Here is a 25,292-nt window from a genome sequence, read left to right as displayed (position 1 = left end):
TAGATACCCCTTAATATAGAAAAACTCTAACCTGCACTCAGGTTAGAGTTTTCCGTGAGTTCTTATGCTTCTTGAGCAACAGGATATACGCTCACTTGTTTGCGGTCACGGCCAAGACGCTCAAAGCGTACTACGCCGTCAACTTTCGCGTATAAAGTGTCATCGCCACCACGACCAACGTTAACACCTGGATAAATTTTTGTACCGCGTTGACGGTAAAGAATTGAACCACCTGAAACCGTTTGACCATCTGCGCGTTTAGCACCAAGACGTTTTGACTGAGAGTCACGACCGTTCTTTGTACTACCTACACCTTTCTTAGATGCGAAAAACTGAAGATCTAATCTTAACATACGTTACACCTCCTGCACTTTTTCTATTAAACGGATATACTTTCCGTAATCAAGTTCGATCGTCTTAAGCGAAACAACCAATCCTTCTAAAAGTATCTGTGCTTTTTCTGCTGTATGAACGTCTAAATCATTAGGCAATTCATACGTTAAGAATCCGCCATCACTTCCGAGTTCAATAGTTGCCTGCACATTACAAAGTTCTTCCACTGCATTTATAGAACCAAACACAACCGCTGTAGTTCCAGCACAGACAAGATCTTGTCCATGTGGCGCATAATTGGCATGTCCAGTCATTTTAAATGATTGGATACTTCCTAATTTCGTGCGGCTTATCGTAATTTTAATCATGTTAACCTGAATTAAGCGTTGATAGCTTCAACAACTAGCTTAGTGTAAGGTTGACGATGACCTTGTTTCTTACGATTGTTCTTTTTCGCTTTGTATTTGAAAACGATGATTTTCTTAGCGCGACCTTGTTTTTCAACTTTCGCAGTAACTGTTGCACCTTCTACAACTGGGCTACCAACTTTAACGTTTTCGCCACCAACGAAAAGAACTTTGTCAAAAGTAACAGTTTCACCAGCTTCAACATCTAATTTTTCAATGTAGATTGCTTGACCAGCTTCAACTTTAATTTGTTTTCCACCTGTTTCGATAATTGCGTACATACTTGCACCTCCTCTTAATTACTAAGACTCGCCAAAAACGAGGTAGACATAAATGCCTTTAGGGAACCTGTCTTGTGCGGTTGTAGCATATAGCCGTTTAGGTGCTATAAACTATAACATAAAGATGTTATCATGAATCATAGACGGTTGTCAATAAATGTTCTACTAACTATTTTTTCCGTTCTACAATTTCTGTTTTACTTCCAAAACGGACAATTGCATACTTTTCGATCATATCATCTTTGAAATAAATTTCAAATGGAATATTTTTTTGTAATTCTTTTTGCAAAAATTGTTTTTGCAGATTTTTAGGTGCAGCGATTAATACTGCCTCATCCTCTATATTGCCATATGTGATTAGCTCTCTCTCTAACTCATACGCAATTGTTTCATATGACATCACATACCCTGTCGCTTTGCAAGGTACACATTCTTCTAGTAATACGTCGCGTAAAGAATGTTTCTTACGTTTACGTGTCATCTCCAAAATCCCTAACTCTGTAAAACCGAGCACTCTTGTATATGTGCGATCATTTTGCATAGCAGCCATGAGACTTTCTCTTACCTTTTCTTTATCTTCTCTTCTTTTCATATTAATAAAATCAATTAATATCATACCACCGATATCACGCAGTCTTAATTGACGTGCAATCTCTTCAGCTGCCACTTCATTTGTACGAAGGACTGTATCTTGTAAATTCTGTTTTCCAGTAAACTTGCCCGTATTCACATCAATTACAGTCATCGTCTCCATTTGTTCCACAATTAAATAAGCACCATTCGGGAGCCACACAATTTTTTGAAGTGCTTTCTCGATTTCACGCTCTATTCCAAAATGGTTAAACATTGAAGATTTTTCATTATAAAAAGATACTTTTTCTTTTCCGATCTTTTCTTCTAATTCTTTTACTATACTTCTTGTATCTACAACTACTTTTTCAATCGTTTCAATCGGATTCTCTTGGAATACACGATCTAAAAAGGTCGCTGGTCGATGAAGTAGTAACGGTGCCTTTCCTTGGCCCTCTTTTCTTTTTAGCTCTTCATATAACTGCTGTAACCTTTGCATTTCAGCTTGTATTTCTTCAATTTCTCCTTTTTCAGAAGCAGAGCGGAAAATATAACCTCCTGTCCCTTCTACCTCAATTTGGAGTAGCTGTTGCCTTCTTTTATTATTTTTTATTTTTCTAGAAACCGCACGCATTTCATCATATGGCATATAAACGACATATTTCCCGGTAAATTCTACGTTCGCCGTCAATTTCGGCCCTTTCGTATCAATTGCCTCTTTCACAACTTGCACGAGTACTGCTTGCCCTTCATGTATACGATAAGAAGATGGTACATCATCGTATGAAAGGTACGCATGTTTTTCTAAACCGATGTTTACAAAAGCTGCGTTCATTCCAGCAATCGTTCTTACGATACGTCCAACATAAATATGTCCAACAATCTCTTGTTCTTCATTTCGTTTCCATAAAAACTCAACAATTTTTTTCTTCTCTTCAATTGCAACGCGTTTTTCCGATCCTGCATAGTTCATATATAACGTTTTCAAAATTCTTTCCTCACTTTATAATCTTCTTTGCTTTTACAATAATAAAAGGTTAGTGCTATCGTCAACACTAACCGATTAATTCTTCAACAGATGAAGTTGTTCGTTTTTCAGTAAAATACGCATAGAGTAATTCATTTTCATCCAATGTGTAATGTTCTTTATATTTTCCATGGACGATAATAGAGTGCTTATACCCTCTACGAAATTTTGTGAATATCTTATATAAATGATCTTCTGATTGCACTTCAATAGGTGCAATCTTTTCAATTCCTCTTTTGTTCCCATAATAACGTTCTAATAAAAAACGCATAAAGGCATACTGTCTTTGTTTCCACTCTTGATATAACGACACCGCTAAAAATATGAGTAGTACCCACATCATAATATTGTTACTATTCCAAAGTAACTGCCACACTAGTATTACACCAAAAAAAACACATGATAATTTCATCATCTTTTCATGTGCTTGTAAATAAGGAAAACGATATGATAATACGTTAAACAATACTTTTCCACCATCAAGCGGCCAAATAGGTAGTAAATTAAATGCTAAAATAATTATATTATTCCATATAAAGAAATAATATAAATCCGCACCCAGCCAACCAGCTTCAAACACTATATAACCTACCAGCATCATCCAAATATGTTGTATAGGCCCTGCAATTACAACAACAAGTTCCTCTTTCAATGACTTATTCCCATGTTCCTCAAGCTCAGCCACACCACCAAAGGGTAAAAGTTGAATCTTTTTAATACGCCAATTGTAGTGTGCCGCCGCAAAAGCATGCCCAAGTTCATGGATAAGAACGATACAAAATAACAGTAGTAACTCTTTAAAACGTGCCGTAAAAATACCAATGACAATAATAACCCAAAACAACGGATGCACTGAAATCTTCGTTAAAACTTCTCTATATTTAATCAAATGAAATCACCTGAATCGGGTCAATAAATTTTTCATTCTTTTTTATCGCGAAATAAAACTTACCATTTTTATTATTTGCATCATTATTCACCGTTCCAATTTTTTGTTTCTTTGAAACGTAATCATATAATTTCACTGTCATGTCATTTAAATTCGCATACCACGATTCTGTTCCATCTGCATGCTGAATTTGAACCGTATTACCAAGTTCCTCTTTCTTACCTGCAAAAACAACTAGCCCTTCATTCACTGACTCAACAGTTGCATTTGTAGCTGTTTGAACAAATACACCTTGGCCATTTTTTTGAAACCCTTGCATCACCTTTCCAGAAGCAGGGATGGCATAATCTTTTTGCTGAATAGTTCCTTCTTTTTTCTCAGTAGGTGAATAAAATACGAGCGGTTTTCCAAACTGCTTTTCGTACCATTTCGCTACAGTAGCAAACTGAAATTCTTCTTTCATCACTTTTTCTGTAACAGCTTTAGCACCGTCGAAAGAAGAGGGTGCATTCTTATATAAAATAGCGACAGAAAGAACTAATATTGCTGATAACAAAACTTTGAAGAAAAATACTTCTTTTTGAAATAAAGGATGAATTTCCTTTTCTCCTTCTTCAATAAATACTGTTTCACTATCAAAATTCCCTCCAGCAAAATACTGTTCTTCCTCCATCCTTTCTTGCTCTGCTTTTCTTTTCGCAATCCGTTTTTTAATTTCTTCTACACGTCTATTCTTCATACTGTCTCCTTTCTTTCGTTAAGCTAATTTAAATAGAAACAGTTGTATACAGTTTGTACATATGTATGAGCTAAGAAAGGAAGATATTCGTGTGAAGAAAAAAGAAAGCACTTCGCATATGCGCGAAGTGCTTTTAACGGATTCCAAAGAAGTTTTTCACCTTTGTAAATACCGATACCTTTTCTTGTCCAAATGCTTGCAATGGTACATTCTCACCCAACAAGCGTCTTGCAATATTACGATAAGCTAACGCTGCTTTTCCGCTCGGTTGCAACGCTACAGGTTCACCTGTATTTGTAGCACGAATAACTTCATCATCATCCTCGACAACACCAAGAAGCTCGATTGACAATGTACGTACGATTTCATCAACATCTAACATATCCTGCTCATGAAGCATATGACTACGCACACGATTAATAACAAGTTTTGGTGGTTCAATATCCTCTTTTTCTAAAAGTCCGATAATACGATCCGCATCGCGCATCGAGGATACTTCTGGCGTCGTAACAACGATTGCTTTATCCGCACCAGCTACCGCATTTTTAAATCCCTGCTCAATCCCCGCAGGACAATCAATTAATATGTAATCATAATCTTGACGTAATACTTGTATTAATTCATCCATTTGTTCAGGTGTTACCGCTGATTTATCACTCGTTTGTGCTGCAGGTAATAAATAAAGATCATCAAAACGCTTATCTTTAATAAGCGCCTGAGGTAAACGGCAACGCCCTTCAACGACATCAACAAGATCAAATACAATACGATTTTCCAGCCCCATTACTACGTCTAAGTTTCGAAGGCCGATATCTGTGTCAATTAAGCACACTTTCTTTCCAGATAACGCCAGGGCTGTACCAATGTTCGCAGACGTTGTAGTTTTACCTACTCCGCCTTTTCCAGATGTAATTACTATTGCCTCTCCCACAGCTATACAATTCCCCTTTCTAACTTTGTTAAATTAGGTCTAAGATGAGTGAGAAGTTGCAGTCGATCGACAACAATGTGATTGTTCTCATTAATATACGCACATTCTGCCGCCTCCGCTCCGTCTTCTTTCTCTTCCGGAGCCCGCATTGCCACATCACTAATTCGAAGTTGCATCGGGTTCATATCAGATGCAGCGATTACAGCCTCCGAATCCCCATAATACCCAGCATGCGCAATTCCTCTTAATGATCCTACGACAAAAATATTCCCTCCAGCGATAACCGTTCCGCCTGGATTAACATCTCCAATTAACAATAAATTTCCTTTTACATGTAAAACTTGTCCAGAGCGAACAATTTTGGAAATAGGGACAATTTCTGTTTCTTCTTTCCAAGCTATTGCTTCTGCTTTCGTGATAACATCACTTTCAATTGAATCCACAACAAGATTCTTTTTATTACGAATTAACGTACGAATCTCTTCTTGTTGGACTTCTGTTAAATAACGATTTCCCACTTTCACATGCACTTCAATTAAAGAGCGCCCATCACCATCATAGTAATGTGTAGAAAGCTTTTCATCCAATTCCTCCAGTAATTCAGAGAATGAACAACAATCATCTAAATGAAGCGTTATTCCGTCTTTTGTCCCTTTTATTGTTACATTTTGTTGCTTTTTTTCTTCCACTAAAGTTCACCCCACCGATTCAATTCGACATAAAATTAGAAAATCCTTTTTCCTTTTTCTTCCATCGCTTTTGAAAGACGCACTAAATATCGTCTCAGTGGGAAACAAACTATCAATAAGAAAATTGCATTTAGCAATAAAGTAGACAGGAGACGATCTGTGAAAAAGACATACGCTGACATATGAGTACGTCCTAACAAAGTTAAAAATCCATACACATAATACTCTAGTGCTACAATGCTAGCTAGTACAATAGAAGCAACAATAAATAAATTCAATTGTAGTATCTTCATCACACTATAAACTAAATAAGCTAAAATCGGATACGCAAATATATATATGCCGACAAGTTCTGTGTATACGGTATCAAATAAGAAACCAAATAAGAGTCCGTAATAAATCCCTTGGACCGGACTATAGTACACAGTAATAAAACATAACACAATTATAAAGAAATGAGGTGCTGCTATACTGTCTTTCCAAAAAACCTCTGTTGGAACAATAGTAGCAAACATATTTTCAAATAGAAAAACAAAAAGGAGCAAAAGAGGAAGAGCTGCTCTTTTTAGAATCTTCATCATCTCTTCTCCCCCTCCTATTCTAATGGCGCTGAAGGCGTTGCACGTTTAGCAACCATAATATGCTCTACGTCATTCAAGTCAGCGGCCGGTTTTACATAAGCTGTTTTTGTTAAGCCGTATGGATCTGGCTGAACATCAACGATTGTTCCAATTACAAGACCTTTCGGGAAAATATCACCAAGTCCAGATGTTACAACTAGTTGATCTTTTTTCACGTCTGCATCAGAGCCAATCTTTGTGAAAAGAAGTAAGTGCTTTTCTTTGTCGTAACCTTCAATCAATCCAAAGATCTTCTCATCACCTTGTACGATAGCAGAAACACGATTTGTTCGACTCATAGAGCTTAGCAATTCTACTGATGATGTAAACTGGGATACACTTTTCACTCGTCCAACTAGACCTTGTGAAGTTACTACAGCCATATCTTTTTTAATTCCTTGCTGTGCCCCTTTATCAATTCCAACTAAATCGTACCATTTATCTGGATTACGAGAAACAACAGTAGATGGAATTTCAGTATATTGGCTATTCAACTCTTTTTTACCCGTTAACTCTTGTAACTTCTTGTTATCATCTTCTAATTGTTTTACTTTCCCTGATAGACCTGCATAATTATCTAATTTTGCTTTTAATTCTTTATTCTCTTCATACGTGCGCTTTACATCCTCTACATTTTCGAAGAATCCAGCTACGTATTTCGCTGGCTTTTGGAATACACGTTCTACAACACCGACAGTGTCTTTAACAAACTGCTCTGGCCATGTTAAACTGTTCCGTTCTTTCAATGAGATTCCAATCAATGCCACGAGAAGAATAATACTAACTAACAAAACAATTAATCTTTTGTTTAAGAAAAACTGTGGCACGTTCACACCCTCTTAATTTCATTGATTTTTATTTTGCAATATTATCGAGCAGCAGTTTTGAAAAGATCGATATTGTCTAATGCTTTACCCGTTCCAATTGCTACGCAATCTAATGGATCTTCCGCAACAAGAACTGGCATATTTGTTTCTTCACTAATCACTTTATCTAAGTTACGTAGTAATGCTCCGCCGCCTGTTAATACGATACCACGGTCCATAATGTCTGCCGCTAATTCAGGTGGAGTTTTCTCTAACGTATTTTTAACAGATTCTACAATTGCATCTACTGTATCTTTTAATGCATCTGCAATTTCTTCTGGCTGAATTAGTACTGTTTTTGGTAAACCACTTACTAAATCACGACCGCGAATTTCCATAGGCTCGATACCTTCTGGCTCGCCTGCAGAACCGATTTCTAATTTTAATGCTTCAGCTGTTCTTTCACCAATCATTAAGTTGTAGCTTTTCTTAATGTACTGAATGATTGAATCGTCCATATCATCACCAGCAACACGAACTGATTGACTTGTTACAATACCACCTAAAGAAATGATTGCAACTTCTGTTGTACCGCCACCGATATCAACAACCATGCTACCAGTTGGTTCCCAAACAGGTAAGTTCGCACCAATTGCTGCTGCAAATGGTTCTTCAATTGGATAAGCGTCACGAGCGCCCGCTTGACGAGTCGCATCGATTACTGCACGTCTTTCTACAGCTGTAATACCAGACGGTACACATACCATTACGTAAGGCTTACGTGAGAAGAATCCATTTGATTTTTGAGCTTGTTGAATGTAGTATTTCATCATTGTTGCTGTCGTTTCGTAATCAGCAATTACACCGTCTTTCATCGGGCGAAGTGCCACAACGTTTCCTGGTGTACGACCAATCATTTGTTTTGCATCGCTACCTACAGCAACGATTTGTTTCGTATCAGTTTGTAACGCTACTACTGAAGGTTCACGTAAAACTACACCTTTTCCTTTTACATATACAAGCGTGTTCGCAGTTCCTAAATCTATTCCAAGATCGCGAGTAAAGCCACCAAATCCAAACATATTATTTATCTTCCTTTCTTGTTTTCACGGACTCATTTTTTCTTACTTTATATTATAAAAACAGTACGTTTTTTATATCTTTATCCTTTTTGTAGATAAATTTCTACAAAAAACTCATAAATCACATTATAAAACAAAATAAGTAAAAAGCATAGTCTTAAATATGACCTTTTTCCTTTAAACTCACGAATTTATGGTCGCCTATTATAATATGGTCAAGCACTTCAATTCCGATAATCTGGCCGCATTCTACTAACCGTTTTGTTACTTCAATATCTTCTCGGCTCGGCGTGGGGTCTCCTGAAGGATGGTTATGAAGACATATGATGGAGGCTGCTGCACGACGGAACGCTTCTTTAAAAACTTCCCTTGGATGTACAATTGATGTGTTTAAACTGCCAATGAAAATCGTTTGCCTATGTATAACTTGATTTTTTGTGTTCAAATATAAACATACAAAATGCTCCTGCTGCAGGAAGCGCATTTCTTCCATCATATATCTCGCACAATCTTCTGGGCTTCGAATGCTGTATCTATTTTGATATTCTAAACGTACCATTCTTCTACCGAGTTCAAAAGCAGCTATAAGCTGGGCTGCCTTTGCAATCCCAACACCATGTATACTGACAAGCTCTTCTAACGTTGCATCTTTCAACATGCGTAAACCATCAAAGTGATGTAAAATTTTATCTGATAACTTTAAAACTGTTTCTTCTTTAGAACCTGTTCTGAGTAATACTGCAAGAAGCTCCCGATTTGATAGACTTCCAGCTCCTTCTAACAATAAACGCTCCCGTGGCTGTTCTTCTTTGACAACATCACGAATACCGTTCATTTCTCCACCCCTTTATTTGTTCTTTCAAAGAAAATCCCATGCAATTTTACGCATGGGTTATATCAATATTAAATTGTTTTAATTCCCGAACAAGACGTGAAATTGGTAAACCGACTACACTATAGTAATCCCCTTGAATATGTTGAACAAAAATAGATCCTTTACCTTGAATTCCATAACTTCCTGCTTTATCAAGAGGCTCTTTCGATGCAACGTATACGTCAATTTCCTCTTCTGTTAATTCCCAAAACGTAACTTCTGTACGCTCGTAAAAAGTGACTGTTTTGTCTTTTGTTATAATTGCAACACCAGTATACACTTCATGTGTTTTCCCTGATAATAATTGCAACATTTCTTTCGCCTCACCCTCATTAGAAGGCTTTCCAAGAATACGCGATTCATATGTAACAATTGTGTCTGCACCTAACACAATATGATCACTGTTATTTTCTGCTACTGCAGATGCTTTTTGCAGGGCAAGCGACATAACAATATCAGAAGGTGATGAGTACGCACCAATCGTCTCTTCTACTTCACTTACAATGATTTCAAATGGTACATCCGCTAACTCAAGCAGTTCCTTCCTGCGAGGTGACCCTGATGCTAAAATAATTTTTCTCATATTTTCTCCTTCCTTTCTCACATGAAGCAGAATCATTTACATCAATCGTATCAAAGGAATAGTTTGTCCACAAATGAAAGAAATATTATTTTCTCTAAATAAAATAATACTTTTTACTAAAATACGATTATATTCCTGCCATAGAGAAAGCATTTTGCTCTAAATTCAAAAGAAAAGAAAGAAGTACCTATACTTCTTCCTTCGTCATTTCATTATCCTATTATTTCACCTTTTGGGAAACAATTTTTTCATATGAAAGTATACCATCAATAATAACTTGATTTAATTTCGCCAAAGATTCCTTATCACCTTTTCCATCCTTCACTGTTTGCACAGCTACTGACGTATACATATACAATTTCTTTGCTTCTTCCTGCTTCATACTTTTTCCTTCTTTTTCAATTGCTTTCCACTCTTTTTCAATCGCACCTATATCTTTTGCATTACTTTTTCCACTAACTTGTACGCTGGAAGCATATTTTGCTAAATGAGTATATAATGGCTGTACTTTTGTTAAAAACGCCCCAACTTCTTTATCATCTTTAAGTAACGCTTTATCTGTTATATCCCAGTTCTTTTTCAATACGGAGACATTATCATTTTTATACTGCGTCATTAATTGATTTATGCCTTGTTCATCGCTAGCAACACCAACAACTAATGCATACTTATCACCGCTCGGTTTTAAAACTGCAACGCCTCCATTACCTTTCCACTCTTCAAGAGCGGCCTGTCCCTTTTCTTCGGAAGAATAAATTCCTCCTTGCACAAAAAATAATTTCATTGGATCTAATGACGTTCCTGTCTGTGCTTTTTGTTTTTCTTCTTTTGGTGCCGGTGTTTGTTCTGCCGTTCCGCCCACCTTTGATTCTTCATTTCGCATCTGCTTCGAAGCTGTTACTTCGCTTCCCCCTGTCGCACCTTGTCCTTTCAGTAACTGTAGCATTCCCATCCCAAACGCCGTACCAATAACAATTGCAGTTGCAACGATTGCAATTAACGTATTGCTCCACTTCTTTCGTTTTTTTTCCTTAAACACCAATTTCGCTTTTTGAAACGGAACAACGTTTTTCGGCCTTTCACTTTCTACTACCATCCATTCAAATTCATCTTTCTTCTTCTCCTCATACTTAGCTTCTGCTCCATTCACTTTCACTGAGATCGTTCGTGATTGCTTGTCCATACACTCACACCTCACCTCTTATCGTTGTCCGCATCATATCATATTCATTTCACAAAAAAACGAGATATTTGTCAGAGGAATTCGCCAAATAACCCTATATATTTATCTTATATGTATGCATTTGACTTCATTTGTAGAACAAAAAACTAGATAGCAAAGACTATCTAGTTTTTCTCGCGAATATATTTTCGAACTTCCGAAATGAAATAAAGAGAACCTGTTATGATAAAAACATCATTTTCTCCAATCATTTCAACCTTCGTATCAATTGCCTCTTTCCAATTTTCAAAAACTAATTTTGACTTTTTCTTTGAATACGATGCAAGCTTGTCAGCAGAAATAGCACGATCAAAGGCGAATGTTGTAAAAATAATTTCATCGGCAATGGTTTCTAATTGATCTACCATATTATGCAATTGTTTATCACCTAGGGCAGTAAATAAAACTATTACATTTTTATCTTTGTAATGTGATTCTACTGTTTTCACAAGACTTTCGATACCTTCTGGGTTATGGGCACCGTCTATAATAATATCTGGATTGCTTTGCAGTTTTTCAAATCGCCCAATCCAATACGCTTCCTGTAATCCAGTTCTTATTTCTTCTTCCTCAATTAAAAATGATAAGTATGTTTTGACATACATGACTGCCATAAATGCAAGTGCTGCGTTTCCTACTTGGTGAATACCTTTCATTGAGATTCGCACATCTTCAAAGCTGGCAAAGGGACAAGTGAAATCGAACTGTTCTCCATCTTCACTAGACTGTTTATGTAACGCTGTAAAATGCTTGCCCATCTCGTATAAGTTTGCATGATTTTCCTTTGCAACTTTTTGAATGACTTGCAATGCTTCCTCATCTCGTACACCAGTAATAACTGGAACACCAGATTTAATAATCCCCGCCTTTTCATATGCAATTTCTCCTAGTGTGTTCCCTAAAATATGCATATGATCGTGGCCGATATTTGTAATAATCGTAAGAACAGGATGAATAACATTCGTAGAATCAAAGCGCCCTCCAAGCCCTGTTTCAAATAAAACAACATCACAGAAATTAACTTTACCGAAATAACAAATTGCCATAACAGTAATAATTTCAAACTCAGTCGCTTCCCCTAAATCCGTCTCATCTAGTTTTTCAACGACTGGCTTTACCATCTTTACAAGTTCAGTAATCTCTTCATCTGCAATTGGTGTCCCGTTCACACTAATACGTTCGTTAAATGTTTCAATATATGGAGAGGTAAATGTTCCTACCTTATACTTTGCATCTTCTAACATGTAGCGCATATATGTTAACGTTGAACCTTTTCCATTTGTGCCAGCAAGATGAACACATTTTATGTGACGCTCTGGATTTCCAAGCTCTTCTAGCATCCATCTCATTCTTTCTAATCCTGGTTTAATACCAAACTTCAATCGGCTATGAATCCACCCTATCGCTTCTTCGTATGTATGTATCACGTATGCTTTCCCCTTTCAAAAGACAACCTTCATACTCCTATTATACGCAAAGAAAAGAGACTCACCAATATAGTGAGCCTCTAAAAAATATTTTACTTTTCAAGATCTGCTAGACGTTGGCGAACTGCTTCACGTTTTTCTAGGTAATCTTGCTCTTTCGCACGCTCTCCGTCAATAACTGCTGCAGGAGCTTTCGCTACGAAACCTTGGTTTGAAAGTTTCTTCTGTACACGTTCTACTTCTTTGTCGAACTTCTCAAATTCTTTCTCAAGACGTGCTCTCTCTTCATCAAGATTGATAAGATCAGCTAACGGTAAGAATAACTCTGCACCTGATACGATTGCAGTCATCGCTTTTTCTGGTGCTTGTAAATCCGTTTGAATTATTAATTCGCTTGGGTTACAGAAACGCTCAATGTAAGAGCTGTTTTTTGTAAGTTGAGCAAGTACAGCCTCATCTTTTGCTTTAATTTGCATTTGAACTTTTTTGCTCATTGGCGTATTAACTTCTGCACGGATGTTACGAACAGAGCGAATGATATCAACTAGAAGGTGCATTTCTGCCGCAGCTTCTGTATCTTGTAAATCTTCGCGAACTGTTGGCCATGCTGCTACTGTAATAGATTCGCCTTCATGCGGTAAATGTTGCCAAATCTTCTCTGTTACGAATGGCATGAATGGGTGTAATAGACGCATTGTTTGGTCTAATACGTAAGCTAAAATAGAACGAGTTGTTTTCTTAGCTGCTTCATCTTCACCGTATAGTGGAAGTTTCGCCATTTCAATGTACCAGTCACAGAAATCGTCCCAAATGAAGTTGTATAATGAACGACCAGCTTCACCGAACTCATATTTATCCATGTTACGCGTTACGCTTTCGATTGTTTCGTTTAAGCGAGTTAAAATCCACTTATCCGCAACTGATTTTTCACCAGTTAAATCGATTTCTTCATACTTCATATCATCCATGTTCATTAATACGAAACGTGATGCGTTCCAAATTTTATTAATGAAGTTCCAAGTAGACTCTACTTTTTCCATACTGAAACGTAGATCTTGACCTGGTGCGCTTCCTGTTGATAAGAAATAGCGCATTGCATCTGCACCGTACTTCTCGATAACATCCATTGGATCAATACCGTTACCAAGAGATTTACTCATTTTACGTCCTTGCTCATCACGAACTAAACCGTGAATTAATACATCTTTAAATGGACGCTCGCCTGTAAACTCTAAACCTTGGAAAATCATACGAGATACCCAGAAGAAGATGATGTCATAACCCGTTACTAATGCATCTGTTGAATAGTAACGTTTGAAGTCTGCTGCATCTTCATCAGGCCAACCAAGTGTTGAGAATGGCCATAACGCTGAACTGAACCATGTATCAAGTACGTCGTTATCTTGATTCCAATTTTCAATATCTGCTGGCTCTTCTGTACCTACGTATACTTCACCAGTTTCTTTATGATACCAAGCTGGAATACGGTGTCCCCACCATAATTGACGAGAAATACACCAGTCGTGAATGTTTTCCATCCAGCGTAAATATGTGTTTTCGAAACGCTCTGGTACGAACGTTACTTTCTCTTCTTCTTTTTGTTGAAGCTCTACTGCCTTCTCAGCAAGTGGAGCCATTTTTACGAACCATTGTGTTGATAAGTAAGGCTCAACAACTGCACCACTACGCTCACTATGACCTACTGAATGCATATGAGGCTCGATTTCTACTAATACGCCCGCTTCTTGTAAGTCCTTCACTAACGCTTTACGGCATTCGAAACGATCCATACCGTTATACTTACCAGCTTTTTCGTTCATTGATCCATCTTCGTTCATTACTAAGATACGTGGTAAGTCATGGCGGTTACCTACTTCAAAGTCATTCGGGTCATGAGCTGGTGTAATTTTTACAACGCCTGTTCCGAAATCTTTTTCTACGTACTCATCAGCAATAATCGGAATCTCACGGCCTACGATTGGAAGTGTAACTGTTTTTCCGATTAAATGTTTGTAACGATCGTCTTCTGGATGAACTGCTACTGCTGTATCACCAAGCATCGTTTCTGGACGAGTAGTCGCAAGACGAATATGACCAGAGCCATCTGTTAATGGATAGTTCATATGGTAGAACGCACCTTGAACTTCTTTATGAATTACTTCAATATCAGAAAGAGCTGTGCGTGTTGCTGGGTCCCAGTTAATAATATATTCACCGCGGTAAATTAAGCCTTTTTCGTATAATTGAACGAATACTTTATTAACCGCATCAGATAAACCTTCGTCTAATGTGAAACGTTCACGAGAATAGTCTAGTCCTAAACCAACTTTCCCCCATTGTTGACGAATGTGAGACGCGTATTCCTCTTTCCATTCCCAAGCTTTTTCAAGGAATTTCTCACGGCCAAGATCGTAACGTGAAATACCTTCTTCACGAAGTTTTCCTTCTACTTTCGCTTGTGTTGCGATACCCGCATGGTCCATTCCTGGAAGCCATAATACATCGTAACCTTGCATACGCTTCGTACGAGTTAAAATATCTTGAAGAGTTGTATCCCAAGCATGACCTAAGTGTAACTTACCAGTTACGTTCGGAGGTGGAATTACAATTGTATATGGTTGTTTCTTCTCATCTCCTGTTGCTTCGAAATATTTGCCTTCAAGCCACCATTGATAAAGGCCTTCTTCAACGGACATATGATCATATTTAGTTGGTAAATTCTTTTCCGTGTTTGACATTATTTTCCCTCCTTAAAATAAAAAATGCCCCTCATCCAAAAAGGACGAGGGACATCGCGGTACCACCTTTATTTACAAACAAATTCAGGAATTTGCTTATACTCTTAATTTGATAACGGACAAATCCGTCTTTTCCTAATGAGAACTATTCCGTTCAGAAAAGATGCTCCAGGGCTACCTTCTAACATAACTATCTAGAGAATCTTCCAGCTAATGATTCTCCTCTCTGAAGACGTTTCTTGTTATACTCTTCCCTTTCAAGGCATTTATATGATTGTTAATTATTATATACAATAGTGTAAAAAACGAAACCCTATTCGTCAAGATAAATTTAATACTACGGCTTTTTGGACGAACGAAAAAAAAAAGATAAGTAGAGATACTACTTATCTTTTTATCCGTTCCCTTGCTGGGCAGCTTGTAATTGCGAAAGGAAATATTCTATATTGCTAACGAGCCAATGCGATTGTTGTAAGCTCTTTACTCCGAGAAGTTCATTGTCCTCATTGCGACTCTCTCTTCTTTTCTTATAAGACTGGATTTGCCGAATAAATTGCGATGGATACGTCATATACGCAAACATGAGTAGTTGCTCTTCTTTCGTAAAAGGGAAATTTTTTTGGTACATTTGATACCATTCAAACCGATCACTTCGCGCAATTGGATACGTGTTTAAAGACCGAGAATAAAACCCTACTATATCTTGCACCGGTGTGGCAAACTTCGATTTTTCTAAACTAATAAAATAGCCATTCCGTTCATAATCAAATAAGAAATGATTAAGCGATACGTTACCATGTACAAAAGTAATACGTGTTTTTTCTTTTTCCTTCATCGCATCGTTCCACTCAGTTAATTGCTTCGTTGCAAACTCACGCGCCCTCATTACATGATGATAGTACGTACAATATTGCAATTCAAACGGAGACATATACCACTTCGCTTCAGATTCTACGAGAAACTCTTCTAACATCTCACCATCATTCTCCCAGCGATCGGATATATTTGTATAATGTTTTTCTAAATCTTCTTCTGTATACGTTTCTTCTTTCACCGTTTTTTGATGTAACGTCCCGAGAGTTTGAAACATTTTATGGTATTGATCATTATCCTCGCCGTTGCCTTCCGCACGTTCTAACCAAGGCATTAAATAATAATTATACGTCCCGTCACTTAAAATATAATTTCCATCCGTCGCATGGTATATAGGTACATAATTTGAAAAACCGTTCTCCTTCAAATATTGAATATGGTGCAAAAAGTTATTCCGCTCTAACTTCCCGTCTTCTATTTTCTTGAGCGCATACGGACCTTGATTCGTGTAAATTTTCGTTACACTTCCGTGCTCTTCCATATGCTGTGTATCCAATCTATATTGCCTTACAATGGGTTCATAGCGATTTCGTAATTCAATATCCATACGAATAACCCTTTCTATTCAAAACATAGCCTTTAGGAAAATAAGTGAGTGAAAACACTCACTTACTTCGCTTTTGCCCTTGAAACAGGAATATAAATAATTTGTCCCGCAGTTAAATATATATCTTCTGTTTGATTGACACGATATAAGTTTTGTACAGACGTTTCATAACGGTCTGCAACAGATTCGATTGTATCCCCTTCTTGCACGAAATACATTCTTAACTTTGTAAATTCTTCTTCCGGTTCTTTCGTAAATATTTTCGTTAAATAAAGTGCATTTTCATCCCGCTGTGAATACGTTTCTTCTTCTTGCTCTTCTTGTTTTTTCGCTTTTTCTTTCTTGAAATCTTTTCTTCCGAACAATTCAAATTGTGGCGTTGATTCTTTCTCCTCTTCACGCTCCACAAATTCATGTTCTTCTACTTCCTCTTCCTCTACTTCCTGCTCTTTTCTTTCCTCTAGTTGAAACGGTTCAAATGCGTAATCTTCCCACTCATCTGATTCCTTATAGACTGGTTCTTCTACGTGCATGGCAGGTCTATTTTCATCTTCTTGTGCGGAATCAGTCTCTAACTCAGCATACGCTGTTTCTTCCTCTTCATCCTCGATTCTTTCTTCATCACATAAACCAGTGATAGATATATCCGCTAATAATTGTAAGCAACCATTTTCCTTTAATTCATAATCAAATTCCTCAATAGATACATATAGTTCTTCAATTACTTTCACACGGTTTCTCGGAATTGATATTTCAAGCGGAAAGGAATGAACAAGTTCATTAACCCCATCTTCCCTTGTTTCTACATAATCAATTGATTTCGCTGGCGATAAATCTCTTAATGAATAAGCCGAATCATCTTGCCGCGCAACATACTCTCCCGTTAAATCTAATTGCCCTCTCACGATAACTTCATGATCAAGCTCTTCTATCTCAACGTCTGGATCTAACGAAATTGACAAAAGTTCTTCGACTTCCTGTCCTTTTTGGAACCAAACAGATTCTTTTAATGAAAAACGTAATGAATGATCTGTTGCCACTTCTTTTCCCCCTCCCAAACTATATGTCATTACAGATTTATGTATGGAAAGCTGACTTTATGAATAAAAAAAATCGCTCCCCTTATGGAGAGCGATTTTCTTTCAACAATTAAGCTTTTAATTTTGACATTGCAATTTCAGCTGCTGCAATCGTCGCTTCAATATCTGCATCACTATGTGCTGTCGATAAGAATAGACCTTCGAATTGAGATGGTGGCAAGAATACACCTTGTTCTACCATTTCACGATAGTAAGCCGCAAAGAATTCTAAGTTTGAAGATTTTGCTGCATCGTAATTAATAACTTGTTCATCTGTAAAGAAAATACCAATCATAGAACCCGCACGGTTAATATGATGCGGAATGCCATGTTTTTCAGCCGCTTTACGTAAGCCAGCTTCTAACATTTCAGCTTTACGCTCAAATTCTACATATGATTCTGGCGTTAACTGTACTAACGTTTCATAACCTGCTGCCATTGCAAGTGGGTTACCTGATAAAGTACCTGCTTGGTAAATCGGTCCGCTCGGTGCAACTTGGCGCATAATTTCTGCTTTACCACCGTATGCTCCTACTGGTAAGCCACCACCGATTACTTTACCTAAACAAGTTAAATCAGGTGTTACACCGTAATAACCTTGTCCGCAATTATAAGCAACTCGGAATCCTGTCATGACTTCATCAAAAATAAGCAATGCACCATTTTGCTCTGTTACTTCACGAAGACCTTCTAAAAATCCTGGTTGCGGAGGAACAACACCCATATTTCCTGCTACTGGTTCTACAATTATACAAGCAATATCATCACCAAATTGTTCGAAAGCGTATTTCACACTTTCTAAATCGTTATACGCTACGGTAATCGTATTTTTCGCTACACCTTCTGGTACACCAGGGCTATCTGGTAAACCTAGCGTCGCCACACCAGAACCCGCTTTAATTAATAACGAATCACCATGACCGTGGTAACAACCGATGAATTTCAAAATTTTATTACGTCCTGTATAACCACGAGCTAAACGTAGTGCACTCATTGTCGCTTCTGTTCCAGAGTTAACCATACGTACAATCTCAATTGATGGTACGCGCTCAATAACAAGTTTCGCTAATTTATTCTCAATTTCCGTTGGGGCACCGAAGCTTGTTCCTCTTTCAGCAACAGATTTTAAAGCTTCAACAACACGATCATTCGCATGACCATGAATTAAAGGACCCCATGATAATACGTAATCGATGTATTCATTTCCATCGATATCATATACTTTAGAGCCTTTTCCGCGCTCCATAAACAACGGATTCATACCAACAGACTTAAAAGCACGAACGGGGCTATTTACGCCACCAGGCATTAAATCTTGTGCCTCTTCAAACGCCGCAATCGACTTATCAAACTTTTTCATTATTTAGCGCCTCCTTCTTGTAACCATCTTGCTGCATCTTTTGCATGATACGTAATAATTAAATCTGCTCCTGCACGTTTCATGCTAATTAATTTTTCAAGTACAACTTCTTTTTCATTAATCCAACCATTTTGCGCCGCTGCTTTAATCATCGAATATTCACCACTTACGTTATAAGCAACGACTGGTAAATTAAAGTTATTTTTCACATCACGAACGATATCTAAGTAAGAAAGAGCTGGCTTTACAATTAAGAAATCTGCCCCTTCCATTACATCTGATTCTGCTTCACGGAATGCTTCCATACGGTTCGCTGGATCCATTTGATATGTTTTACGATCACCAAATTGCGGGGCACCGTGCGCCGCATCACGGAATGGTCCGTAAAATGCTGATGAATATTTCACAGCGTACGACATTACTGGTACGTGTCCAAAACCATTTTCATCTAATGCATGGCGAATTGCTGTTACGAATCCGTCCATCATGTTTGATGGCGCAATAATGTCCGCTCCTGCTTTCGCTTGGCTTACAGCTGTTTTCGCAAGAACTGCAAGAGACTCGTCATTTAAAATAATACCATCTTCAATTACACCGCAATGACCATGGCTTGTGAATTGACATAAACATGTATCTGCAACTACTACTAGCTCAGGGAATTCACCTTTAATTTGCTTAATTGCACGTTGCACAATTCCATGATCACAATATGCTGATGATCCAACTTCATCTTTTTCAGCAGGTAAACCAAATACAATAACAGAACGAATACCTAAATCAACAACCTCTTGCATTTCAGCTTGCAATAAATCTAAAGACATTTGATATACGCCTGGCATAGAAGGCACTTCATTACGAACATTTTCTCCTTCTAATACAAAAATAGGGTAAATAAAATCTTCCGTATGTAAAAACGTTTCACGCACAAGCGCACGCATATTACCGCTTTGTCTTAAGCGACGATGACGATTAAATTGTAAAGAGTTCATAGATTTCTATCCCCATTCTTTTATTTTATAGATTCACAAATGCATTGTAGTAATGCTTCTACAGTGTACTCTTTCGGCGTAATAACATGTGGAAAATAAAGGATCGCCTCTTTTTCCGTAATAGGCCCTATACAAGCAATTGTACAGTTTTTTGTCCATTCTCTCCAGTTTGTACCCTCAAGTAAACGAACAAAACTAGTAACAGTTGAAGGGCTCGTAAATGTAATAATTTCTACTTTCCCTACTTCTAACGCTACTATAAGCTCTTGCCTTTTCTCTATATTCTCTTTCGTACCATATACGATTAGCTCCTCTAGAGAAACACCAATTTCGCGAAGTGCAACTGGAATTACATCTCTTGCTAAATTCCCTTTCGGAAATAAAATGCACTCGTTTCCACTTAGTCTTTTTACAAACTCTTCTGCAAATACTTCTGCAACAAATGAAGTTGGAACGAAGTCCACTTGATAGCCCCGCTTTTCTAACTCTAACCTTGTTTTCACGCCTACTGCAGCAATTTTAGTCTTTGCGGGTAGCTTCTTTCTCAAACTATCTAGAAAAAAAGCTACCCCATTTTTACTCGTAAAAATAACCCAGTCATACGAATGCAGCTGCCCTGCTATATGTTGAATTTGCCTATGAGACATACCTTCCATACGCAAAAGCGGAATTTCCAATGGAATTCCGCTCTTTTCTTTCACCGCTACACTCATTTGTTTCGCTTGATGCTGGGCACGTGTAATTAATACCGTTTTGCCAGCGAGAGCGTTCATATTTATTGTTGCCCCTTATTTGCAGCAAGAATGAGTTCTTTTGCGCCTTGTTTAATTAAACGGTCCGCAGCCTCTAATCCTACTTCCTCTGGATTAGTTCCTACTACTGTCTCTTTCAATAAAACAGAACCGTCCATAGAACCGACAAGAGCTGTTAATTCGATTGCATCATTTTCTGTAAGAGTTGCATATCCAGCGATCGGAACTTGGCATCCACCTTCAAGTTTATGAAGAAATACTCGTTCTGCTGCGACTGTCCTTTCTGTTACTGCATCATTCATATGCGCTAACAACTGTAGTAAATCCTTATCATCCTCACGGCACTCAATCGCTAATGCACCTTGTCCTACAGCAGGTACACATAACGTCTCATCTAAATGTTCTGTAATAACTTCATTATCCCAGCCCATTCTTTGTAATCCAGCTGTTGCTAAAATGATTGCATCGTAATCTTCTTCTTGTAATTTACGTAAACGTGTATCGATATTTCCTCGAATCCACTTCACTTGTAAATCTGGTCTCGCAGCTAATAATTGTGCACTGCGTCTTAAACTACTCGTACCTAAAATAGCGCCTTCTGCTAACTCTTTAAACGATGCTCCGCTTTTTGAGATAAAAGCATCACGAGGGTCAACACGCTTCGGTGTACAACCAATCATTAATCCTTCTGGAAGTACGGCCGGCATATCTTTCATACTATGTACAGCCATATCAATTTCTTTCGTAAGTAACGCATGTTCAATCTCTTTAACAAACAAGCCTTTTCCGCCTACTTTTGAAAGAGTAACATCTAAAATAACATCACCTTTTGTGACGATTTCTTTCACTTCAAATTCATATGGTAAACCTAGTGCTTTTAACTGATCAATAAACCAGTTTGTTTGCGTTAATGCTAATTTACTCTTTCGTGACCCTACAATAATTTTGCGCATAATTCTCTCTCCTCATTATAAATACCAAAAGTGGAAGTTGGATAAACTGCTTAATAGAAAAATATTGATTAGCATTACGAGAAATGCTCCGATGTTCCACTGCACGATTTTCTTCCCTTGCAACACATCTGCCACTCGTAAATATAGGCCAGCACAATATACAAATAGAACGACAAAAGACCCGATCACTTTCGTATCATACCAATGGAAATTGTCCAATTTCGTATATCCCCATATGCATCCTAATAAAATAGCTAGTAAGAAAAATGGAACAGAAAATAAATTTAATCCGTAAGACATCGATTCTAGCTTCGGTAAATTCCCTAACCTTCTTAATCTCGCATTCCATTTTTTCTTTTTTAATAGGCGATATTGCAATAAATACATAATAGAAAAAATGAACGATACAGTGAAAGTTGCATAAGAAATAATAGCCATACCGACATGTACATATACAAGTTCTGAAACTAATTGCTCTGCCAGTACCGGCGACATCTTTCCGAGCGGTGTAAAAATAGAAAAAGCGCTTACGCCAAATGCGACAACATTTGTAAAAAAGACTAAAAAGTCAATTCTCATAAATCGATTAATGACTAACGACATCGTAATCAATAGCCAAACATAAAAATAAATCCCTGATAATAAAGTTAATATAGGGTTCGTTTCTGAATCTGTAGCCCTAAGTAACATAAAGATAGACTGCAGAACCCATACAATCGAAAGTAACCAAAAAGCAAATCGGTTCGCCTTTCGGTTACTTTGGAAATAATCTATAAAATATAAACTAATGCTACAAGCATATAAAATAATTGCAATATGATAAATAATACTGTTATTTAAAAAACTCATCCGATCATCCTTCCAAATTATAAAGATGGAACGGATGGTGTCCACGCTCTTTTATGTTCTACTTCTTCCGCACAACTCTCTACATCTTCCATTTCTAAGTCAAAAATCTTTGCAAATAACGCTAATTTTTCGTCTGCTCCCTCTTCAGCAGCTATTTCTTTCGCTACTAAAATTGGGTCTTTTAATAATTGATTAATAATACTTTTCGTATGCTTACTAATTACTTTTCTCTCACGATCACTAAGATTCGGTATTTTTCGTTCCAAGCTTTCCATCGTTTCACTTTGGATAGCAAGTGCCTTATCACGAAGAGCTGCTATTAACGGAACAACACCAAGTGTACTTAACCACGTTTTAAATAAAACAATTTCCTCTTCAATCATAAATTGAATTTTCTCTGCTTCTTTCAAACGCTCAGCACGATTTGCTTCCACTACTCCTTGCAAATCATCAATGTCATATAAGAAAGAACCTTCTAGTTCATCAATCGCTGGATCAATATCACGCGGCACTGCAATATCCACCATAAACAACGGACGACCAGAGCGCATTTTCTCTACCTTTGTCATCATCTCTTTCGTAATGACATATTCAGATGCACCAGTTGAACTAATTAAAATATCTGCTTCTAATAATGCACATTGCAATTCACTTAAAGGCTTTGCATGTCCCATATATTTCTCAGCCATTACTTCCGCTTTCGTAAACGTTCTATTCATGACTGTTACTTTTCGAGCACCGCTTCCATATAAGTTTTGCAGTGCCAATTCACCCATCTTACCAGCACCAAGAATAAGCACATGACAATCTGTTAACTCACCAAATATTTTCTTTCCGAGCTCAACAGCGGCATAACTAACAGACATCGCACTTTCACCAATCGTCGTTTCTGAGTGCGCACGTTTCGCTAACGTAACCACCTGCTTAAACAACTCATTAAAAATTGTGCCTGTCGCTTTTACTTGTTGCGCTTCTAAAAAGCTATCTTTTATTTGGCCTAAAATCTGTGTTTCTCCAACTACCATAGAATCTAAACCGCACGTCACGCGGAATAAATGATCTATTGCACCATCTTGTTCAAAAATAGTTAAATATGGTGCGACTTCTTCTATTTCAAGCTGAAACCAATCAGCTAAAAACTTCTTAATATAATACCGTCCCGTGTGTAATTGATCGACAACAGCGTAAATCTCAGTGCGATTACAAGTTGATACAATGACATTCTCTAACACGCTCTTTTGATTTTGTAATGTAGTCATTGCTTCCTCTAGCTCTGCTGCCTGAAATGTGAGTTTCTCACGAAATTCTACAGGGGCTGTTCGATAATTTACACTAACAACAAGAATATGCACGCAGCATGTCCCCCTTCACCCGTTTTATCACTTTATCTACTATCATAATACAACTTTCCTCTTATGAATCTGACAATCGTGTGAACAACCGATTATTTTTTATTTATTCTCCGTATGTAATAAAGGAGATTCAGTAAAACTAATAAAGACTTCCTACTTTATAATGATTATAAATTAATAACTCTATTTGTACGTTACCAAAAAAAGCCCTCATAATCAAGTGATGGAAACTATTCCATATGAATTATAACATCATCTTTCCTATCTTCTTTCATCATGAAGGAAAATATGTATGATTGTTCCAAATTGTAGCACAGACTTTCTCAATACAATGTATTTGACATTGTATTTCTTTTTCGTTATATTGATTTTACAAAATTAAATTGTGCACAACTTAATTAGAAGGGAGTTATGTATGACAGAGAATTCTTTACACCTAGATAACCAACTTTGTTTTTCTATTTACGCCTGTTCTAAAGAAGTTACCCGCTTTTATCGACCATATTTAGAAGAGATGGGTATTACGTATCCCCAGTACATTACTTTACTCGTACTATGGGAGCAAGATGGACTAACAGTAAAAGAAATTGGAGAACGTTTATTTTTAGATTCTGGTACGTTAACACCTATGTTAAAACGAATGGAATCATTAAAACTTGTAAAACGCGTTCGTTCCAAAGAAGATGAGCGCAAAGTTTGTATTGAATTAACAGAACAAGGTAAAGATTTAAAAGAAAAGGCTTGTTCATTGCCGACAACGATGGCAACAAATTTAGGAATTACAGAACAAGAATATCGTTCTTTATTAATTCAATTAAATAAACTAATTGAAACAATGAAAACAATTAATGATAGAAAAGGGGAATAAACATGGATAAATTATATACTGCTTCAGTAACTGCTACAGGTGGAAGAAACGGAAAAGTAATTTCAGATGATGGCATATTAAATCTTGATGTAAAAATGCCGAAAGCACTAGGTGGTGCAGGCGGAGAGGCAACGAATCCAGAACAACTATTTGCTGCTGGTTATGCCGCTTGTTTTGATAGTGCATTACAACTTGTCATTCGTACAAAACGTGTGAAAGTAGAAAGTACAGAAGTAACTGCTCACGTTTCTATCGGAAAAGATACAGATGGTGGTTTCGGCCTATCTGCTGTACTTGATGTACACGTTGCTGGCGTCTCTCATACCGAAGCACAAGAACTTGTAGAAGCCGCTCACGGTGTATGTCCTTATTCGAAAGCAACAAGAGGTAATATTGAGGTCACATTAAACGTACACTAAAAAATTTAGTAAATAAAAAAAAACGCGCGACAT

Annotated in this window: 26 protein-coding genes and 2 other annotated features; of the genes, 2 read left to right on the top strand and 24 right to left on the bottom strand. The window is 37.3% G+C overall.

The features are described from left to right. Nucleotides 1-62: 62 nt before the first annotated feature. The 24 genes from rpmA to hemA all read right to left on the bottom strand — a co-directional run bounded on the left by rpmA (nt 63) and on the right by hemA (nt 23,972). Nucleotides 63-353 (bottom strand): 50S ribosomal protein L27, encoded by a 291-nt coding sequence (gene rpmA / locus DN393_RS14990; protein WP_000944957.1) that lies wholly within the window; start codon nt 351-353, stop codon nt 63-65. Between the two features lie 3 nt (nt 354-356). Continuing rightward, nucleotides 357-701, bottom strand: a complete 345-nt coding sequence (locus tag DN393_RS14985) for a ribosomal-processing cysteine protease Prp (protein ID WP_002008596.1) — start codon at nt 699-701, stop codon at nt 357-359. A gap of 11 nt (nt 702-712) precedes the next feature. Further along, nucleotides 713-1,021 (bottom strand): 50S ribosomal protein L21, encoded by a 309-nt coding sequence (gene rplU, locus DN393_RS14980; protein WP_000270907.1) that lies wholly within the window; start codon nt 1,019-1,021, stop codon nt 713-715. A gap of 14 nt (nt 1,022-1,035) precedes the next feature. After that, nucleotides 1,036-1,113 (bottom strand) — a sequence feature (ribosomal protein L21 leader region). Between the two features lie 77 nt (nt 1,114-1,190). Then, entirely contained in the window at nt 1,191-2,579 is a 1,389-nt protein-coding gene (locus DN393_RS14975) for an Rne/Rng family ribonuclease (RefSeq protein ID WP_064474696.1), read from the bottom strand. 67 nt (nt 2,580-2,646) lie between these two features. Then, on the bottom strand, nt 2,647-3,507 hold the full coding sequence (gene spoIVFB / locus DN393_RS14970; protein ID WP_064474695.1) for a stage IV sporulation intramembrane metalloprotease SpoIVFB: 861 nt from the start codon (nt 3,505-3,507) through the stop codon (nt 2,647-2,649). Further along, complete coding sequence (spoIVFA, locus tag DN393_RS14965; RefSeq protein WP_064474694.1) at nt 3,500-4,246, bottom strand: stage IV sporulation protein SpoIVFA; 747 nt, start codon at nt 4,244-4,246, stop codon at nt 3,500-3,502. Before spoIVFA ends, spoIVFB begins: the two co-directional genes overlap by 8 nt. A gap of 133 nt (nt 4,247-4,379) precedes the next feature. Further along, entirely contained in the window at nt 4,380-5,177 is a 798-nt protein-coding gene (gene minD / locus DN393_RS14960) for a septum site-determining protein MinD (protein ID WP_064474693.1), read from the bottom strand. Nucleotides 5,178-5,179: 2 nt separating this feature from the next. Then, complete coding sequence (gene minC / locus DN393_RS14955; protein ID WP_064474692.1) at nt 5,180-5,866, bottom strand: septum site-determining protein MinC; 687 nt, start codon at nt 5,864-5,866, stop codon at nt 5,180-5,182. 35 nt (nt 5,867-5,901) lie between these two features. Beyond that, complete coding sequence (gene mreD, locus DN393_RS14950; protein ID WP_149173653.1) at nt 5,902-6,447, bottom strand: rod shape-determining protein MreD; 546 nt, start codon at nt 6,445-6,447, stop codon at nt 5,902-5,904. Nucleotides 6,448-6,461: 14 nt separating this feature from the next. Beyond that, nucleotides 6,462-7,313 (bottom strand): rod shape-determining protein MreC, encoded by an 852-nt coding sequence (mreC, locus tag DN393_RS14945; RefSeq protein WP_064474691.1) that lies wholly within the window; start codon nt 7,311-7,313, stop codon nt 6,462-6,464. A gap of 41 nt (nt 7,314-7,354) precedes the next feature. After that, complete coding sequence (mreB, locus tag DN393_RS14940) at nt 7,355-8,374, bottom strand: cell shape-determining protein MreB (protein ID WP_000466737.1); 1,020 nt, start codon at nt 8,372-8,374, stop codon at nt 7,355-7,357. Nucleotides 8,375-8,531: 157 nt separating this feature from the next. Further along, a complete protein-coding gene (gene radC, locus DN393_RS14935) occupies nt 8,532-9,209 on the bottom strand; it encodes a DNA repair protein RadC (protein WP_001013378.1) in 678 nt (225 codons plus the stop codon). Between the two features lie 46 nt (nt 9,210-9,255). Further along, complete coding sequence (locus DN393_RS14930) at nt 9,256-9,831, bottom strand: Maf family protein (RefSeq protein ID WP_064474689.1); 576 nt, start codon at nt 9,829-9,831, stop codon at nt 9,256-9,258. Nucleotides 9,832-10,051: 220 nt separating this feature from the next. Then, nucleotides 10,052-11,014, bottom strand: coding sequence for a stage II sporulation protein B (locus tag DN393_RS14925; RefSeq protein WP_098111522.1), 963 nt, complete (start codon nt 11,012-11,014; stop codon nt 10,052-10,054). Nucleotides 11,015-11,178: 164 nt separating this feature from the next. Further along, a complete protein-coding gene (locus tag DN393_RS14920; protein ID WP_149173652.1) occupies nt 11,179-12,480 on the bottom strand; it encodes a bifunctional folylpolyglutamate synthase/dihydrofolate synthase in 1,302 nt (433 codons plus the stop codon). Between the two features lie 92 nt (nt 12,481-12,572). Further along, nucleotides 12,573-15,218, bottom strand: coding sequence for a valine--tRNA ligase (locus DN393_RS14915; RefSeq protein WP_064474686.1), 2,646 nt, complete (start codon nt 15,216-15,218; stop codon nt 12,573-12,575). 37 nt (nt 15,219-15,255) lie between these two features. Next, nucleotides 15,256-15,488 (bottom strand) — a binding site (T-box leader). A gap of 124 nt (nt 15,489-15,612) precedes the next feature. Then, a complete protein-coding gene (ysxE, locus tag DN393_RS14910; protein WP_064474685.1) occupies nt 15,613-16,638 on the bottom strand; it encodes a spore coat protein YsxE in 1,026 nt (341 codons plus the stop codon). Between the two features lie 62 nt (nt 16,639-16,700). Beyond that, a complete protein-coding gene (gene spoVID, locus DN393_RS14905; RefSeq protein ID WP_088048066.1) occupies nt 16,701-17,678 on the bottom strand; it encodes a stage VI sporulation protein D in 978 nt (325 codons plus the stop codon). A gap of 109 nt (nt 17,679-17,787) precedes the next feature. Next, nucleotides 17,788-19,077, bottom strand: a complete 1,290-nt coding sequence (gene hemL, locus DN393_RS14900; protein WP_048541355.1) for a glutamate-1-semialdehyde 2,1-aminomutase — start codon at nt 19,075-19,077, stop codon at nt 17,788-17,790. After that, the gene (gene hemB / locus DN393_RS14895; protein ID WP_001087076.1) at nt 19,077-20,066 is read right to left on the bottom strand and encodes a porphobilinogen synthase; all 990 of its coding nucleotides are present in this window, start codon (nt 20,064-20,066) and stop codon (nt 19,077-19,079) included. The genes hemL and hemB overlap by 1 nt, the downstream gene beginning before the upstream one ends. A gap of 20 nt (nt 20,067-20,086) precedes the next feature. Continuing rightward, the gene (gene hemD, locus DN393_RS14890) at nt 20,087-20,839 is read right to left on the bottom strand and encodes a uroporphyrinogen-III synthase (RefSeq protein ID WP_088048063.1); all 753 of its coding nucleotides are present in this window, start codon (nt 20,837-20,839) and stop codon (nt 20,087-20,089) included. 2 nt (nt 20,840-20,841) lie between these two features. Then, nucleotides 20,842-21,771, bottom strand: a complete 930-nt coding sequence (gene hemC / locus DN393_RS14885; RefSeq protein ID WP_064474682.1) for a hydroxymethylbilane synthase — start codon at nt 21,769-21,771, stop codon at nt 20,842-20,844. Nucleotides 21,772-21,786: 15 nt separating this feature from the next. Then, nucleotides 21,787-22,620 carry a cytochrome c biogenesis protein gene (locus DN393_RS14880; RefSeq protein ID WP_000008998.1) on the bottom strand — a complete coding sequence of 278 codons (834 nt, stop codon included), beginning with the start codon at nt 22,618-22,620 and terminating at the stop codon, nt 21,787-21,789. A 17-nt stretch (nt 22,621-22,637) separates the two neighbouring features. After that, complete coding sequence (gene hemA / locus DN393_RS14875) at nt 22,638-23,972, bottom strand: glutamyl-tRNA reductase (protein ID WP_088048062.1); 1,335 nt, start codon at nt 23,970-23,972, stop codon at nt 22,638-22,640. 415 nt (nt 23,973-24,387) lie between these two features. On the opposite strand from hemA, the gene DN393_RS14870 reads away from it, so the two are divergent. After that, complete coding sequence (locus tag DN393_RS14870; protein WP_044737640.1) at nt 24,388-24,840, top strand: MarR family winged helix-turn-helix transcriptional regulator; 453 nt, start codon at nt 24,388-24,390, stop codon at nt 24,838-24,840. Between the two features lie 2 nt (nt 24,841-24,842). Further along, nucleotides 24,843-25,259: an organic hydroperoxide resistance protein gene (locus DN393_RS14865; RefSeq protein WP_064474680.1), complete on the top strand. Its 417-nt coding sequence runs from the start codon at nt 24,843-24,845 to the stop codon at nt 25,257-25,259. The last annotated feature ends 33 nt before the right edge of the window (nt 25,260-25,292 follow it).

Source organism: Bacillus sp. BPN334 (genome assembly GCF_008368885.1).
Classification (GTDB): Bacteria; Bacillota; Bacilli; order Bacillales; family Bacillaceae_G; genus Bacillus_A; species Bacillus_A wiedmannii.
This window is presented reverse-complemented; position numbering and strand designations above follow the sequence as displayed.